Below are 17,016 nucleotides of genomic sequence, written 5' to 3'. Positions count from 1 at the left end.
TCCACCTCCGCCGCGCGCCCTGGCCGTGCTCGGTCCCGCGCGACCGCGCGGGGGCGTCGCCGTCGCCGCTCCACACCCATGCTAGAGAGACCGGCGGCCGGCCGTCAACATCAGCCCTGATGTCCAGCGGCCTCGAGCGCGGCGCGCAGATGATCGGCCATGATCTGCACGTTCGGCGGCAAATTCATGGTGATGTGATTGCCAGGGACCTCGTGGACAGTGAGCTGGCCCTGGATCAAATCGCGCCATCCTTGAGCCGGGTTGCTCACGGTCATCGCGTCGCGCTCGCTCGCCTGGAAGTAGAGCACGTCACCCGGGTAGGGGCGGGGGGCGTAGCGTAGCATCGCCTGCAGGTTGGCGGTGACGATCGTGCGGAACGTGGCGAGCTCCTGGAGCGCCAGCTTCGGGAACATCCGGGAGACACCCTTCTTGCGCTGGAGCACGTGGAGCAGCTGCTCGTCCGGGGAGAGGTGCCGGATCTCCTCCGCGGGGACGGGGAGACCCGCATCGCCGCTGATCAGGTAGGCGAGGCGCTCGGGGGTGTCGAGATCCTCGGGGAACACCGCCGTGGGCGCGGGCGTGTCGATCATCATGAGAAGCGCGACGCGCTCGCCCCCGGAGATGAGCTGGTGCGCCATCTCGAAGGCGACGACCCCGCCGAAGGACGACCCGCCGAGCACGTAGGGGCCCTCCGGCTGGATGTGCCGCCGTACCGCCTCGAGGTAGCGCGCGGCCATCTCCTCGACGCGGGTCAAGGGCGGCGCCTTGCCCTCGATGCCCTGCGCCTGCAGCCCGTACACGGGCTGCGCCGGGTCCAGGCAGGTGGCGAGATCGTGGTAGAAGTAAACGTGCCCTCCGACCGGGTGCATCAGGAAGAGGGGCCGCCCGGTGCCGGGCTTGATCCGCACGAGCGAGGGGGGCAAGAGGCGCGCGGGAGAGCGCCGCGACATCGAGGTGGATGAGGGCGAGTCGGACTGCGCGATGAGCTCGGCCAGGGCCGCGACGGTCGGCGCGTTGAGCAGGCTGTGGCCGGGGAGATCCATGTTCACGACGTTGCGCAGCCGGGAGATGAGCTGGACGGCGAGCAGCGAGTCGCCGCCGAGCGCGAAGAAGTCGTCGTGCACGCCGATCCGCTCGATGCCGAACAGCTTCTCCCAGGTCTCGGCGACGGCGCGCTCCAGCGGATCGCGCGGCGCCACGTAGGCCGTGCCGAGGTCGGGCCGCGGGTGGACCGACCTCGGGATGCCCTCGGAGTCGGCTTCCCGCGACGCCGGCGCGCTCGAGCTCGGCGCGCTCGAGCTGGCCGAGGCGCGCTGCCTCGCCTGCGCTTCCCGCTTCAGGACGAGGACGTGGGGCGTGGGGCTCGTGAGGATGCGCATCCAGGCGTCGAGCGCCTCGTCGCGCGAGAGACCCTCCTCCGCCGAGGCCGCGCCGCCCTCGCCCGACTCGGCCGCAGGTTCGAGCTCCTTGCCGCGCGAGGCGTCCTGCCGCTGCCACGGGTCCCACTCGATCGCGATCGTGAGCGGGCCGTCCCCGGCCGCCCGCCGCTGCGCGAAGGCGCCGAGGAAGGCGGTCGCGGCGCACTGGCCCGCGAGGCCCGGCCCGCGGGAGCCCGTGGTCCGCGCGGCGCACAGCGCGACGAAATCGGGCCGGAGCCCCCGGAGCGCCTCGTCGAGGACGAGCGCGCCGTCGACCTTCGGCGCGAGGAGCGCCTCGCCCTCCTCGCGCGTCATGCGCTGGAGGGGCACGGCGCGGCGGGCGCCCGCCGCGTGGATCACGCCGTCGATCCGCCCGAAGCGCTGGAGCGCCTCGGCCACCGCGCGCTGCATGTCGTCGAGCCGCGAGACGTCGGCCGTCACGAGGAGCACCTCGGCGCCCAGCCGCTCCATCTCGAGCACCGCGCCGATCTTGCGGCGTAACGCGTCGGAGGCGCCCGCGCCGGCGAGGTCGCCCCAGGCCTCCCGGGGCGGGAGCGCCGTCCGGCCCGTGAGCACGAGCTTCGCGCGCGCGACCTTCGCGAGGTGCTCCGCCATGGCGGAGCCGACGACCCCGAGCCCGCCGGCGATCAGGTAGACGCCGCCCTCCCGCAGGCGCGGCGGCAGGCCCTCGGCGCGGTCCATGCGCGCGGGCTCGAAGATCCGGACCCAGCGCTCCCCGCTCCGGTAGGCGATGACGGGCTCGGTCTGCTCCAGCGTGACCTCGGCGAGGAGCTGGTCGATGAGCCTCGCCTCCTGGAGCGTCCGCGGCTCCGGCAGGTCGATGTCGACGCTGATGCACGAGATGTTCGGGTACGCCCTGGGGATGGCCTCGCACGGGCCGAGCAGCGTGGCCTTCTCGGGGCAGAGCACCGCCGGGTCGGTCACCTTCTGCATGTGGCTCGTCACGACCCCGAGCCGCACGTCGTCGCGGAGCCCCGCGTCGCTGATGCCCTGGGCCAGCGCGACGAGGCTGGCGAACCCGAGCCGCTGGGCGTCCGCGAGGCGGGCGGCGTCGAGCGGCGCGCGCGCGGGCTTCGTCACGCCCCACAGGAACATGATGCGCGAGGGGGAGACGCCCGCGGCGCGGAGCGCGCGGAAGAGGGACGCGTGGTCCTCGCGGCTTGCGGGGGCGACGGTGAACTCGCCCTCGCCCGTCGCGGCGAAGCCCTCGCCCGGCCGCACGGTGATGACCTTGTAGCCGTCCCGGCGGAGCCGCATCTCCATGCGGGCGCCCAGCCCGTAGCTGTCGGCGAAGACGACGCAGCACTGGGCCCTCGGCGGCCGGGCCGACGCCTTCATCGACCCCGACAGCACCGAGCGCTTCCAGGCCTGGAGGTGGATCAGGCCGGCCGGCTCCGGCGCGCTGCGCGCCGGCCGGCGCGCGGCGGTCGTGGCGGCGGGCGCGGGCGGGTCGATCCAGTACCGCTTCCGCTCGAACGGGTAGGTCGGCAGGGACACGCGCCGGCGGGGCTCGTGGGTGTAGAAGCCCGACCAGTCGAGGCGGACGCCGGAGAGCCAGAGCTGGCCCAGCGTCTCCAGCAGGAACCCGATGTCGGACTGGCGGTGGTGGACGTGCCGGATCGACGAGAGCAGCACCCGGCGGGCGCCCCGCGCGGGGTGATGTTTGGCCAGAGTCGCGAGCACCCGGCCCGGGCCGACCTCGAGCAGGGCGCGGGTCGGATCGGCGAGCACCTCGCCGAGCCCCGCCATGAAGCGCACCGGCTCGCGCACGTGCCTCGCCCAGTACGCGGGGTCCTGCGCGTCGGCCGCGGACAGCCAGGTGCCGGTGACGTTCGACGCGATCGGGATCTTCGGGGCGCTCGGGCGCGCGCGGGCCACGATCGCGGTGAACGCGGCGAGCATCGGCTCCATCATCCGGGAGTGGAACGCGTGCGAGGTCTGGAGTCGGGTGCACTCCAGCTCGCGCTCGGCGAAGAGCCGGTCGGAGAGCGCCTCGATCGCGTCCTCGGGCCCGGCCACGACGCAGGCGGACGGCCCGTTGACGGCCGCGAGCGAGAGCGCGCCGCCGCCCTCGTCGAGCAGCTGCTGCACCTCGGCCTCGGGCAGCGGGACCGCGAGCATCGCGCCCGGCGGCATCTCCTGCATCAGCTTGCCCCGCCGGGCGACGATCCGGAGCGCGTCCTCCAGCGAGAAGACGCCCGCGAGGCAGGCCGCGACGTACTCGCCGAGGCTGTGGCCGATCATCGCCGCGGGCCGGATGCCCCACTCCATCCAGAGCGTGGCCAGCGCGTACTCGATCACGAAAATCGCGGGCTGGGCGAAGCGCGTCTGCTTGAGCATCTCCGCCGCCGCCGCCTCCCGGCCCGGGGGCGGGTAGATCACCTCGCGGAGATCGAGCCCGAGCTCCGGCTGGAGCATGGCCGCGCAGAGATCGACGCCGGCGCAGAACGTGGGCTCCAGCTCGTACAGCTCGCGCGCCATGCCGGTGTACTGCGTGCCCTGCCCCGGGAACATGAAGACGACCGGGCGGTCGACGGCCTCCTCGACGTGCGCGAGGACCCGCCGCTCCCCGAGCGTCGACAGGAGGCTCACCGCCTCCTCCGCGTCGTTGCAGACGAGCATGCGCCGGTGCGGGAACGTCTTGCGGCCGACCTGGAGCGTGAACGTGACGTCGGGCAGGCTGACGTCCGGGTGCGCCTTGAGATACCCGACGAGGTTCTCGGTGATCGTGTCGAGCGCGGTCCTCGTGCGGGCGGAGAGCAGGAGGAGCTGCCAGGACCGCCCGCCGGGCGCCGCCGCCGCGTGGGGCGCCTCCTCGAGGATGGCGTGGGCGTTGGTGCCGCCGATGCCGAACGAGCTCACGCCGGCGCGGCGGGGCCCGTCGCCGGGATCCCAGTCCGCGAGCGCCGCGTTGACGTAGAAGGGGCTGTTCGCGAAGTCGATCTCGGGGTTCGGCGTGTTGAAGTGCAAGGTGGGCGGGAGCTGCCGGTGGCGGAGCGCCTGGACGACCTTGAGCAGGCCGGTGATGCCGGACGCGACGTCGAGGTGTCCGACGTTCGGCTTGGCCGAGCCGAGCGCGCACCAGCCCTTGCGCTGGCTGCGGGAGCGGGCGTGGAACGCCCTGGTCAGGGCCGCGACCTCGATGGGATCCCCGAGGCGCGTGCCCGTGCCGTGGGCCTCCACGTACGAGATCGTCTCCGGATCCGTGTTCGCCATCGCCAGCGCCTGCGCGATGGCCTGCACCTGCCCCTCCACGCCCGGCGCGGTGAACCCGATCTTGGCCGATCCGTCGTTGTTGACGGCCGAGCCCCGGATCACCGCCTCGATGTGATCGCCGCTGTCGAGGGCGTCCTCGAGCCTGCGCAGCACGACAACGCCCGCGCCGTTCCCGGCGACCGTCCCCTGCGCCTCGGCGTCGAACGTGCGGCAGCGCCCGTCGGGCGAGAGGATCATGCCGTGCCGGTAGAGGTAACCCGACCGCGTGGGGACGTTGATCGCCACGCCGCCGGCCAGCGCGATGTCGCACTGGTACGTGAGCAGCGCCTGACAGGCCATGTGGACGGCGACGAGCGAGGTCGAACAGGCGCTCTGCACCGCGACGCTCGGCCCCCGGAGGTTCAGCTTGTAGGACGTCCGCGTGGCCAGGAAGTCCTTGTCGTTGGCGATGTACATCTGGTAGTCCATCGCCTTCCTGAGCTCGTGATTCGGGTAAAGGTTGCTCAGGAAATACGTGTCGTGGCCGCTCGCGCCCGCGTAGACGCCGATGGTGCCTTTGAACGCCTCGGGGTTGTAGCCGGCGTGCTCCAGCGCCTCCCAGACGCACTCCAGGAAGAAGCGGTGCTGGGGGTCCAGGATCTCGGCCTCTCTCGGGGTCATCCCGAAGAAGGCGGCGTCGAACCACTCCACGTCTTCGAGCACGGCCCGCGCGCGGACGTAGCTCGGGTCCGAGGCCACCTCCGGGGGCACGCCCGCCGCGGCGAGGTCCTGATCCGAGAGCGCGACGATCGACTCGACTCCATCGCGCAGGTTCTGCCAGAAGGCGTCGACGCTCCTCGCGCCCGGGAAGCGGCCCGCCATCCCGATGATCGCGATCTGGTCCTCGGGGACGGGTTGATCAAGCGGATCCATTCTGTCTGCTCTTGGCTGCTTGCTTCTTTCGTTTCAGGATCTCTCGCTGCTTCAGCGCCCGCGCGTCGGCCGCCGAGAGCTCGCTCCCACGGCCGCTGCTGCTCGCGAGGAACGCGGCGAGGTCGGTGACCGTCGGGCGCGCGAAGATGTCGACGAGGGAGAGATCGCTCCCGAACGACTCCCGGACGCGCTCGTGGAGGCGTACCAGGAGCAACGAGTGGCCGCCCAGATCGAAGAAGTTGTCGTGCACGCTCACGCGCTCGATGCCGAGGACGTCCTGCCATATCGCGATGAGCCGCTCCTCGAGCGAGCTCCGCGGCGCCACCATCGGCGCGCTCTCGGGGCGGAGCTCGCCGGGGGCCGGCAGGGCGCGGCGGTCCACCTCGCCGTTGCCCGCGAGGGGCAGCGCGTCGAGCAGCACGATGGCCGAAGGGTGCATGTAATCGGGCAGCCGCCGCTGCGCGTGATCGCGGATCGTGCGCTCGAGCCCGCCCGTCGGATCCGCCGTGAATGGGCGCGCGCGGGCCCCGGCTTGCCTGGGCGGCGCCGCGGCCCTGCTGCCGTGAGGGACGACGTACGCCACGAGGCGCCGGTCGCCCGAGCGCGCCGGCTGCGCCACCACGACCGCCTCGCGCACGCCCGGGTGCTCCCCGAGGACCACCTCGATCTCGCCGAGCTCGATCTGGTAACCGCGGACCTTGACCTGCTGATCCATGCGGCCGAGGAACTCGAGCTGCCCATCTGGCATCAGGCGGACGCGATCGCCGGTACGGTACAGCCGCCCTTCCGGCCCGCCGCCGATGGGATCGGGGATGAACCGCTCCGCGGTCAGCTCCGGCAGATCGAGGTAGCCGCGCGCGAGGCCCTCTCCGCCGATGCACAGCTCCCCGGGGACGCCGGCCGGGACCTCGTTGAGCTCCTGGTCGAGCACGTGCACCCTCGTCCCGGAGATCGGGCGCCCGATGGGCACCGCGTGGCCGACCGGGCGTTCCACCGTGGCGCAGCAGGCGAACGTCGCGGCCTCCGTGGGTCCGTAGCCGCTGATCATCCGGCACCCCGGGAGCTCGGCGAGGACCCGATTGACGTGCTGCGGGGACAGGACATCCCCCCCGGCGACGATCTGGCGCAGGCCGCGCAGCGCCGTGATCCGCTCGTCCACGAGGAGGTGGAAGACGTCGGCGGTGAGCCACACCGTGGTCACCCCGTGCTGGCGGATAACGCGATCCAGGTCGTCGAGCGACGCGGGCACGGGGGGCATGACGACCAGCCGTCCTCCGTTGAGGAGCGCGCCCCAGATCTCGAACTGCGATGTGTCGAACGAGATCGACGCGAGCTGCAGGAAGACCTCGTCCGGCGCGAAGCTCGCGTAGGTCGTGCCCTTGACGAGCCGGGCCACGCCCCGGTGGGGCACGGCCACGCCCTTGGGCCGGCCGGTGGAGCCCGACGTGTACATGACGTAGGCGAGCTGGTCCGGCGTCGCCGGCGCCGAGGGGTTGTCGTCGCGCGCCCGGCCGATCTCCTCGCGGTCCGCGTCCAGGCAGAGGACGCGCGCGCGGCACCCCGGCAGCGCCTCGCCGACGCGGGCCTGGGTCAGCATCACGCGGGCGCGAGCCTGCTCCATCATGAACGCGAGGCGATCGGTGGGGTAGGTCGGATCCAGGGGCACGAAGGCGAGGCCCGCCTTCAGCACGCCGAGGAGCGCGACGATCATCTCGACCGACCGGTACATGCACACGGCCACGCGATCTTCGGGCGCGAGGGCTTCGGGCGCGAGGGCTTCGGGCGCGAGGGCTTCGGGCGCGAGGGCTTCGGGCGCGAGGGCTTCGGGCGCGAGGGCTTCGGGCGCGAGGGCCCCCTCGTCGGGGCAGGGCGCGGCCCCGGACCCCGGCGCCTCGCGGACGCGGAGGCCGAGCAGGGTGTGCGCGAGCTGGTTGGCCCGCCGGTTCAGCTCGCGGTAGGTGAGCGACGTGACGTTCCCCGCGCCGTCGTCGAAGACGACCGCGACGGCCTCGGGAGAACGCTCGACCTGGGCCTCGAAGAGGCGGTGAATGCACACGTCCGACCCGGGGCCGGCCGGGGCGGTGCCCCACGCGCGGAGCGCGCTCCGCTCCTCGGGCGTGAGGAGCGGGAGCGCCGAGAGGGGCAGGTCGACGTCGCGCGACGCGCCCTCGAGCAGGGTCTCGTAGTGGCCCGCCATCCGCTCGATGGTGCGCGCGTCGAACAGCGCGGCGCTGTACTCGATGCGCCCGATGATGCCGTCCTCGCGCTCGTCGAGCTCCAGCGTGAGATCGAACTTGGACGCGCCCGTGTCCACGTCGAGCTGACCCAGGGTCCAGCCCGGATCGATCGCCGGCACGGGCGGCTCCAGGATGAAGGCGACCTGGAACAGCGGGTTCTGGCCGGGGACCCGCTTCGACTGGAGCGCCTGCACGACGCTGGCGAACGGCACGTCCTGGTGCGAGAGCGCGGCCTGGCTCACCGCCCGCACGCGCCCGAGCAGCTGCCGGAACGTGGGGTCTCCGCGCAGGTCGGTGCGCAGCACGAGCGTGTTCAGGAAGAAGCCGAGGAGGTCCTCGGTCTCCGGCGGATGGCGGCACGACGCGGACGTGCCCACGACGATCTCGTCCTGCCGCGCGTACCGGCAGAGCATCGCCTTGAAGGCCGAGAGCAGGACCACGAAGAGCGTGACGCCCTGCTCCCGGGCCAGCGCCTTCAGCCGGAGGGTGAGCTCCCTGGACAGGGCGACGCAGTGGCGCGCCCCCGCGAGGTTCGGGGCGGCCGGACGTGGCCTGTCGGTCGGCAGCTCCAGGGTGGGGAGGTCGGCGAGCTGCCGTCTCCAGTAGTCGAGCTGCGGCTGGTGGGCGCCGCTCAGCTGCTGTTCCCGCTGCCAGACCGCGTAATCGGCGTAGTGGATCGCGCGCTCGGGCAGCGGCGACGGCCTGCCCGCGGCGAACGCCTGGTAGAGCGCGTGGAGCTCCCTCGGGAGCACATCGAAGATGGAGACTCCATCCATCAGGATGTGGTGCACCACGACGAACAGCACGTGTTCGGCCTCGTCGAGCCGGACCAGCGTGGCCCGGAGCAGCGGGCCGCGGGCGAGATCGAACGGGCGCCGGGCCTCGTCGGTGGCGAGCGCGACGGCGCGCTCCCACCGCGTTTCGGCCGACAGCGCCGGCAGCGCCGTCAGGTCGACGACGGGCAGGTCGAGCGGCGCCGGGGGCTGGATCTGCTGCACGGGCTCGCCGCGGACGACGGCGACGACGCTCCGGAGGATCTCGTGGCGCCTGAGGAGCTCGTCGAGGGCGCGCCCCAGGGCCGGGACGTCGAGGGGCCCGCGGAGGCGCAGGGAGAACGGCTCGTTGTAGAACAGCGCGCCCGGGTGGAGCGCGGCATGGAGCCAGATCTGCCGCTGCCCGTGCGAGAGGGGGATGGGCCGGTCCCGCGGCGCAGGCGGGATGGCCGCGGCGGCCGGGCGCTGCTTCGGCCGGGGGAGCGACGCCACGAGGTCGGCCAGCGCGGCGACCGTGGGGGCGTCGCACAGGCTCTGCAGGGAGAGATCGACGCCGAGCGCGCGGCGCAGGCGGGACAGCACCCGCGCGGCGAGCAGCGAGTGCGCCCCGAGGTCGAAGACGTCGTCGTGGACGCCGATGCGCTCGATCCCGAGCGCATCGGCCCACGCCGCGGCGATCGCCGCCTCGATCTGGTTGCGCGGCGCGAGGGGCTCGCCGTCGCCGCGATCGGGCCGGGCGGCGTCCGGCGGCGGCAGGGCCGCGCGGTCCACCTTCCCGCTGGGGCCGAGCGGCAGCGCGTCGAGCCGCACGAACGTCGACGGGATCATGACCTCGGGGAGGCTCTCGCGGAGGAAGCTGCGCAGCGCGGGCACGACGGCCCGGGGGGCGGCCGGGGGCGCGTCCGGCGCGTCCGGGCGCGCGACGACGTAGGCGACGAGGCGGCCCTCGCTGGCGACGGCCACCGCCGCGCGGACGGCGGGGTGGCGCCCAAGCGCGGCCTCGACCTCGCCGAGCTCGACGCGGTGGCCGCGGATCTTCACCTGCTGGTCGACGCGCCCGAGGAAGGCGAGATCGCCGCCGGGCAGGCGGCGCACCACGTCGCCCGTCCGGTAGAGCCGGGCCTCCGGGAGGGCGCTGAACGGATCGGGGACGAACCGGGCCGCCGTGAGCTCGGGCTGACCCAGGTAACCCCGGGCCAGGCCGGGCCCGCCGAGGTAGAGCTCGCCGGACTCGCCGTCCGGGACCGGACGCATGGCGGCGTCGAGCACGAAGCAGCGCGTGTTCCTGATCGGTCGGCCGATGGAGAGCGGCTCGCCGGGGTCCCGATCCGGGTCGAGCCCGTCGGCCATCGTGGCGCATACGGTGGACTCGGTGGGACCGTAGGCGTTGATGAACGTGCGCCCCTCTGCCCAGCGCGCGGCGAGGTCGGCCGGGCAGGATTCGCCGGCGACGATGAGGGTCCGGAGCGCGGGCAGCGAGCGCTCGGCGCCTTCGGGGAAGGCGGCGAGCGCGGAGGGGGGGAAGGTCGCGATCGCCACCTCCTCCGCGCGCATCCGATCGAGGAGCGCGCGCCCGGGGATCATCTCGAACTTCGTCCCCATCACCAGGGTGCCTCCCCGGGCGAGCGTCATCGCAATCTCCCAGACCGACGCGTCGAAGCTGAGGGACGCGAACTGGAGCACGCGGCAGCCCGGCCCCACGTCGAACCGCTCGGCCAGGGCGCGGGCGAGGTTGGTGAGGCCCCGGTGGACGAGCTGGGCGCCCTTGGGCCTGCCCGTCGAGCCCGACGTGTAGATGACGTAGGCGAGGTCGTCGGGACCCGTGGTGTCCGGCGGGTCCTCGTCGCTGAAGCCCGCGGTCACGCCGCGATCGCCGTCGAGGAGGACCACGCGCGCCGCGTGGCGCGGCAGCGACGGGAGCAGCCGCGCCTGGGTGAGCAGGACGGGCGCCTTGGCGTCCTCGAGCATGAAGGCGACCCTCTCCCGCGGGTACGAGGGGTCGACGGGGACATAGGCGCCGCCGGCCTTGAGCACCGCGAGCAGCCCGACGAGCGCCTCCAGGGAGCGTTCGGCGCAGAGCGCGACGAGGACGTCGCGGCCGACGCCCAGGCTCCTCAGGTGGTGCGCGAGCTGGTTCGCGCGGCGATTCAGCTCCTGATAGGTGAGCCGGTCAGGGCCGAAGGATGCGGCCACGACGCCGGGCGTGCGCCCGGCCTGGAGCTCGAACGAGCGGTGAATGCTGGCGTCCTCGGAGCTGAAGTCGTGATAGGTCATGTCGTGTGTGGTGGTAGGAGTCTCTTCAGGGGCAGAACATCAGCCGCCGTGTGCGAGCCCGAGCAGCGACGCGAGGGCGTCACGCATCTCGTTCAGAACCGTCCCAGGAGCACCGGAGTGAGCTCCAGGGCGGCAGCCGGTGACACGGGCGCGCCCCCGACGTTTCAGGGGCGCGGTCGGCACGGATACCATGCTGCATCACGCTGGTACTCACGCTTCGATGGGCGAGTCCATCGACGCCGTGGCAGGGTGACGGTCCACAATTCAAGGCTATTCGCAGCGCAGCCGATTACACACAACCGCGGAATGAAAATCAAGCGGGACGTACGGCTTTTTTCGGCGTGGAGGGGCATGTGGTCGCGGCGCTGCGTCATGAGGCGATCGCTCCCGGCCGGCAGTCCTGTCCCGCGCCCGCGTGGCCCGCGACGACCGCGCCGGGCTCGCACACCGCGACGGAGCCCGCCGCGAACGAGGCGTCGGGAGCACTCGTAATCAGGTGGTGATCGACGATGTCCCGATTGCCGATCGTACGGGTTTCATGAATCGAACATCGCCGATCTTCAGAGGTCGCCGAGAGGGGCTGTCGAGCGTCCGCCCCGGCCCCGACCGCGCCGAGACATCCCTCGCGCGGAGCCCTGCCGCGGGGCGCTACGAGGGCGGACGAAGACGCCGCTGATGTCCCACTGGCTCCGTCGTGAGACGGAACCGTGAAGGCGAGCGCGAGCGAAGCCGACGCGGGGCGGTGGGACGTCGGAGCGCGTTATAGTAGCGACGAATCGGGGGAACCGAGCCATGGGACCCCGTGGAGCGAGGGGCGCGCAGGGACACGGAGCCGTAAGAGGGAAAGATGGAAGAGACATCGGGCTTGGTACCCATCTCGACGCGACTCAAACGGATAGCAGGGCTGGCGCGGCAACTCCGCGAACAGCCGCTCACGACGCTTGCTCATCGCATCGACCTGGAATGGCTACGTGAGGCACACCGAAGGACGCGCAAAGATGGCGCGATGGGCGTGGACGGACAGAGCGCGGACGACTATGCGGCACACCTGGAGGACAATCTCCGGTCGCTTCTCGAACGCGCGAACTCGCACGGCTTTCGTCCCGGCCGGTCAGCGCAACAAGCGCTGGACGAGCTGCACCGAGAGGCGATGAGGATGGCTGGCGGTTGGGTCATCGAAATCGACATACGGAAGTATTGGATTCGATCGATCGAAGCGATTCGGCAAGTAGGGTCTGACGCTGCACCCGGACAAGACCCGGCTTCTGCCGTTCGAGCGGCCGGACCGGATGATGCGCCGACGCGACGCTGACGAGGGGTCGTACAAGCCGGCCACCTTCGACTTCCTCGGCTTCACCATCCACTGGGGCAAGAGCCTCGCGGGCAAGTGGGCAGTGAAGACGCGAACGGCATCGGATCGCTTCCAACGGGCATTGAAGGGTATCTCGCAGTGGTGCAAGGCCCATCGCCATGAACCACTCCTGCCCCGCTGGCGCCCGCCGCCCAACGCCGCGCCGGCGCTGGTGGCCCACGAGGAGGGGCACAGGGACCTGGCGATCGCGGCGGGAGCGGCGGTGGCGGAGGCGCTGGAGACAACGCCTCCGGCGGCGTCGGCCGAGTCAGATCGGCGCGGGCGTGTACCACTCGTGCGCACGGCTCGGTGACACCGGCAGGGTGCTGTGCTGGGGCCGGGGCGGCTACCTCGGTGACGGAACGATCAGCGGCAGCTCGACGCCCCGGGAGGTGCCCGGGATCTCGGCGGCGACGTGGCTCGCCGTGGGCGGGGGCGAGTCTTTCGGCACGAACCTGGCCGCCTCCTGCGCCATCCTTCAGGACGGGAGCGCGCGGTGCTGGGGGGACAACGGCCAGGGTCAGCTCGGCGATGGCACCAATGCGGTCAGGCGGTCGCCGGTGACGGTCATGGGCCTCTCGGGGGCCATCGAGATCACCGTGGGTGGGGCGCACGCCTGCGCGCTGCTGAACGATGGTACCGCCCGCTGCTGGGGCGCGAACGGCAACGGGCAGCTCGGCGACGGCACCCGCATCGAGCGGCTGACGCCGGTGCCGGTGATGGGCCTGTCCACCGTCGCCCACCTGAGCGCCGGAGAGCGTCACACCTGCGCGGAGCTCCTCGACGGCACGGTGATGTGCTGGGGAGAGGACTCCTCCGGAGAGCTGGGGCGCGGCGCGACCTCGCCCATGCCGAGCCCCAGGCCGGCCCTCGTCTCCGGGCTCGTCGGGGTGAGCGCGCTCGGGGCGAGCAGCCAGAGCACCTGCGCCTACAGCGCTGACCGGGTGACGCGCTGCTGGGGCAACAACCAGTACGGCCAGCTCGGGATCGGCGCCGACACCACGAGCCGTCCCGTGCCCACGGCGGTGGCCTGGTAGCCTATTGGGGGAGCGCCCCGGAGAGGGAGAGCGTCATGGCCTCCCTCCTCCGGCGGACGAAGACGCCGCGAACCGTGACCGGTTTTCGATCCGCTTCGACAGCGGCCGCAGCCGGCTCCTTCCTAGGCGACGTCGGGCCGTGTCATCAGCGGCGAGCGCAGGTGCAGCTCCAGGTCGGAGGTGGTCAGGGGCAGCGTGACCCAGGTGGCCGTCGCGGTCCCCGCGTCGGCGTCGACCGCCACCCGGACCCGGTGCGGGCTGGTGATGATGTAGAGCTCGGCGACGAACGTCCTGCCCTGCCAGGCGCCAGACGCGACGACGGGCCGGCCGAGCGGCGAGCTCTCCCGCCAGGCACCGTGGCCCACCTCGAGGTTGAGGAGCGACCCGAGTCGCAGGAGCCACCCGGCGTGGGTCGGATCGACGACCACCGTGATTCCGTCGGGCAGGGCCGAGTTCTCGGCGGAGGCGTCGAGCCTCGCCGTGACGGAACGCTGCGGGCCGGCCGAACCCCGTACCTGCGCGAGGGACAGCCCCCTCAGCCGGTCGGCGAGGAGCTCGTCGTCGTGCGAGCCGTCCGGATGGCCGACGCCGGGGAGCAGGCACTCCCATACGGCGTCGAGCACGTCTTGAGCGTGCTGGACCTCCTGTTGGGCGCCGGTCACGGCGACTACCAGGTCGTGCGATGGGACGACCACGCAGTGCTGGCCGAATGCGCCCTTACCGTGATAGCCGTGGCGCGACATCCAGAACTGGTAGCCGTAGCCGCAGAGGAAGTCGGGGCCGTCGTCTCCCTCCGCCTGGTGCCGGCCGTCGATCTGCCGGCTGGTCGCGAGCTCCACCCACTCGCGTGGGACGAGTTGCTGCCCGTTCCGAAGACCGTCGCGCAGCAGCAGCTCGCCGAAGGCGGCGACGGCTTCGGTCCGCAGGTGCAGACCGTGGAACCCGAAGGCGGCACCGCTCGCGACGCGGTCCCACTCGGCGTCCTGGATTCCCATCGGCTTGAAGAGGCGCTCGTCGAGCAGCTCCGGGAGCCCGACGCCGGTGACCCGCTCCACCATCCGGGCCAGGACGTAGGTGGTGGAGTTGTCGTAGGTGTGCCGCGTTCCCTCGGGTGCGTCGAACGGCACGCGCAAGAAGCCCTTCACGAGGTCGTGGGGTTCCAGCCCCCAGGCCTCGGTGATGCTGTCCGTGTCGTGCCCGGCCGTCATGGACAGCAGGTGGTGAACGGTGATGCGGCGCCCCTGCTCGGAGACATCGGAGGGGACGTGGTCGGGCAGGACGTCCACCACCCGGTCGCCCAAGGCGAGCAGCCCGTCGGCGATCGCGAGCCCCACGGCGATCGACGTGAACGACTTGGTCAGCGAGTAAAGAAGGTGCGGGCGCTCGGCCGAGTACGGCGCCCACCACCCTTCGGCGACGACGTGCCCGCAGTGCACGACCATGACGGAGTGGCACTCGACGGAACGGTCCTCGAGGCGGTCCAGCATCGCGGCGATAGAACGGGACGACACCCCCGAGGCGGCCGGGGTCGAACGTGGCAGCAGCGCACGCTGAGACGACATCCCGACACCGTAGCCACAGGTGGGCGCCATGCTCGAGGATTTGTTGAACGCCTTCACCACCGGGCCTGTGCACCCCGGCGCGGTGACGTTCCTTCAGAAATTCGACTCAGGCGCCGCCTCGCCGTGTCGAACGCTGCCGGAGCCGGCGCGTGCTGCTTGAGCAGCCCGATGAGCGCGTCGGTCACCTTCAAGATCCGGCTCCACATCACGGCCTGCATCGAACGATGGTAATCGTGAGAGGAATCGAGGGCGACCGGCGCATTGACGAGAGTGCCGGAGCTCTTATTCATTCGCCTCCTGTGCCGCTTGAACCCAACTCGTCCTCCAGCGTGATTTTTTGCCCAGCCGCGCGTTCGTCTAGAATCCCTTCTTCCGGAGGACGAACTGTCCGCCATCCGTCGGCGGAGCGTAGCTCTTTCCCGAAAAATCGAAGGCCGTTTCCCACGCCCCGCTGACCCAGACGCCGCCTTTCGTATCGACGGCGACGTGCGTCAGGCCGTTCGGGTTGCCGGTCGCGAACTCGACACTCTCGCCCTTCGCTCCGTCTGCCGCGAAGCGCGTGAGGCGCCCTCCTTTTGCATCTTCTTCCGTGCCGAGCCAGCCGAAGCGACCGGCCACGTAGCTTTGACCATCGCCGCCGAGGGCCAGCGCGTTGCCGTAATAGTCTGGTCCGCCGAGCCGGCTCGCCCAATGAACTGTCTCACCGTCCTCGAAATCATAGAGGATCGACTCCGATCTTTCCTCGTCGAAGGTGTCCGTATGATCGAGGAAGGTCGATGTCGACGTTTGTGAGGCGAGGAGGAGGAGGCGCCCAGAGGCGGTCGACTTCAGGTCTTTCACATAGTCGAAGCTCGCCCCGCCAAAGCGGAGCGCGCGCAGAGGATCGCCGCTCTCCGGGTCGAGCCAGGCGAGCCAGCCGTTGTAAACAGCTGGATCGTCCTGCCCTCCAGCCTTTTTGAGCTCTGTCTCTCCGATCGTGAGTGTTCCAGTAAACGCGCCGCCGGCGAGGATCTCGCCGTCACGATTGAACGTGAGGGCAATCGTGTATCCCTGGCGGATGTCGTGCTCGAACGTCGTGCTCCAGATCGCTTCGAGGGTCGACCCGGAGAACTTCATGATCTGAGGTTTTTGTACGGATGCGTCGTCGTTGTACACGCCGAGGCCAACGACGAGGTCGCCGTCCGCGTCGACCGCGATCGCGCTCAGAGGAGAGCTGCCTTCGAGAGTGACGCCGGCCGCAAGGGCGATCGAAAAATCGGGGTTCACCTTGACCAGATAAAACCCGTCCTCGACGGCCGTGAGAGTGAGCTCGCCGAAGGTCATGTCCATGTAGAGCTGACCGACGAGGAAGATCGAGCCTTCCGCGTCGATCGCCATCAACTCTGGCTCAGCGGCTCCGGGCAGCGCGAGCGCGTGGAGGACTTCTCCGGTCGCCGAGTACTCCGCAAGAAAGGGTTCGCCGATCGACTCGGGGAGGAGCTCCGCGGGAGCTCGAGCTCCGACCGTGATGACTGAGCCGTTCTTGGTCGCTGCGAGCGGTTGACCGAGGCCAAAGGCGTTGCGCCGCGGGAAGCTCAGAAGGAATTCCTCGCCGGCCCCATCGGGGTCGGGCTGCGCTCCGCCGCTCCCGGTCGCGCCGCCGCTTGCCGCGCCACCCGCGCCAGCTCCGCCATTCGCTCCACCCGACGCCGTTCCACCGGCGCCCGCGCCCCCGGCTGACGCATCTCCGCCGGACGCGCTCTCCGCGCTCGCCGCCAGTCCGACCGTCGTCCCGCACGCGAGGAGAACGAGGGGCAACGCGAGAGCGATGAAGCGGCGTACTTGCGCCATCGGCATCTGACCAAGGCCGCCTTTGGCACACTCTGACACGCGTCCAAGGTCGCGATCTCCTCGGCCGAGGCCGAGGACCAGAGCGAATTCAGCGTTTTTCCGGAGACTTCGAAGAGGCGAGGAGTGGGGCATCGTCCCTCGTCGGAGCATACTTCGTGCCGCTTTGATGCCTCGCCGTCGAGTGGCGAATGGGAGTCTTCCTGCAGGGGAATTTTTCGGTCGCCTCCGGGGTTCCCCCCCCTACGTCAGGGAAGATGTCGCCGAGGGAGCACGCGCTGCGAGCTCTCGCAAGCTCCCCAGCTCGCCTTCAGCAGGTGGATATCGCTCTCCCTTGCGTCCCTTGCGCTCTTGCGGTGTCCTCTCCATGGGATCACGTCGTTGATGG

The 17,016-nt window shown here is 71.3% G+C and carries 7 protein-coding genes; 3 read left to right on the top strand and 4 right to left on the bottom strand.

Annotated features, from left to right (window positions below):
* Window positions 1–110: 110 nt before the first annotated feature.
* Both WME95_RS22850 and WME95_RS22845 read right to left on the bottom strand, forming a co-directional pair.
* Entirely contained in the window at window positions 111–5,567 is a 5,457-nt protein-coding gene (locus WME95_RS22850) for an SDR family NAD(P)-dependent oxidoreductase (RefSeq protein WP_437910562.1), read from the bottom strand.
* Complete coding sequence (locus WME95_RS22845; RefSeq protein WP_437910561.1) at window positions 5,554–10,851, bottom strand: amino acid adenylation domain-containing protein; 5,298 nt, start codon at window positions 10,849–10,851, stop codon at window positions 5,554–5,556. The genes WME95_RS22850 and WME95_RS22845 overlap by 14 nt, the downstream gene beginning before the upstream one ends.
* Before the next feature lie 847 nt (window positions 10,852–11,698).
* Between WME95_RS22845 and WME95_RS22840 the strand changes: the two genes are divergently transcribed.
* The 3 genes from WME95_RS22840 to WME95_RS22830 are packed head-to-tail and all read left to right on the top strand — an operon-like array spanning window position 11,699 to window position 13,239.
* Complete coding sequence (locus WME95_RS22840; RefSeq protein WP_437910560.1) at window positions 11,699–12,163, top strand: hypothetical protein; 465 nt, start codon at window positions 11,699–11,701, stop codon at window positions 12,161–12,163.
* On the top strand, window positions 12,141–12,515 hold the full coding sequence (locus tag WME95_RS22835) for a hypothetical protein (protein WP_437910559.1): 375 nt from the start codon (window positions 12,141–12,143) through the stop codon (window positions 12,513–12,515). The genes WME95_RS22840 and WME95_RS22835 overlap by 23 nt, the downstream gene beginning before the upstream one ends.
* Window positions 12,487–13,239: an RCC1 domain-containing protein gene (locus WME95_RS22830; RefSeq protein WP_437910558.1), complete on the top strand. Its 753-nt coding sequence runs from the start codon at window positions 12,487–12,489 to the stop codon at window positions 13,237–13,239. Before WME95_RS22835 ends, WME95_RS22830 begins: the two co-directional genes overlap by 29 nt.
* A gap of 122 nt (window positions 13,240–13,361) precedes the next feature.
* Here the strand turns inward: WME95_RS22830 and WME95_RS22825 are convergent, their stop codons facing one another.
* The gene (locus tag WME95_RS22825) at window positions 13,362–14,801 is read right to left on the bottom strand and encodes a serine hydrolase domain-containing protein (protein ID WP_437910557.1); all 1,440 of its coding nucleotides are present in this window, start codon (window positions 14,799–14,801) and stop codon (window positions 13,362–13,364) included.
* 357 nt (window positions 14,802–15,158) lie between these two features.
* Entirely contained in the window at window positions 15,159–16,763 is a 1,605-nt protein-coding gene (locus WME95_RS22820) for a hypothetical protein (protein WP_437910556.1), read from the bottom strand.
* Window positions 16,764–17,016: the final 253 nt, after the last annotated feature.

It is taken from the genome of Sorangium sp. So ce327 (genome assembly GCF_051530205.1).
Taxonomy (GTDB): Bacteria; Myxococcota_A; Polyangia; order Polyangiales; family Polyangiaceae; genus Sorangium; species Sorangium cellulosum_B.
This window is presented reverse-complemented; position numbering and strand designations above follow the sequence as displayed.

Bases quoted from the DNA above. Each gene is read 5' to 3' on its own strand.
- WME95_RS22850 (WP_437910562.1), bottom strand. From the start codon at position 5,567: ATGGATCCGCTTGATCAACCCGTCCCCGAGGACCAGATCGCGATCATC.
- WME95_RS22845 (WP_437910561.1), bottom strand. From the start codon at position 10,851: ATGACCTATCACGACTTCAGCTCCGAGGACGCCAGCATTCACCGCTCG.
- WME95_RS22840 (WP_437910560.1), top strand. From the start codon at position 11,699: ATGGAAGAGACATCGGGCTTGGTACCCATCTCGACGCGACTCAAACGG.
- WME95_RS22835 (WP_437910559.1), top strand. From the start codon at position 12,141: ATGATGCGCCGACGCGACGCTGACGAGGGGTCGTACAAGCCGGCCACC.
- WME95_RS22825 (WP_437910557.1), bottom strand. From the start codon at position 14,801: ATGTCGTCTCAGCGTGCGCTGCTGCCACGTTCGACCCCGGCCGCCTCG.
- WME95_RS22820 (WP_437910556.1), bottom strand. From the start codon at position 16,763: ATGCCCCACTCCTCGCCTCTTCGAAGTCTCCGGAAAAACGCTGAATTC.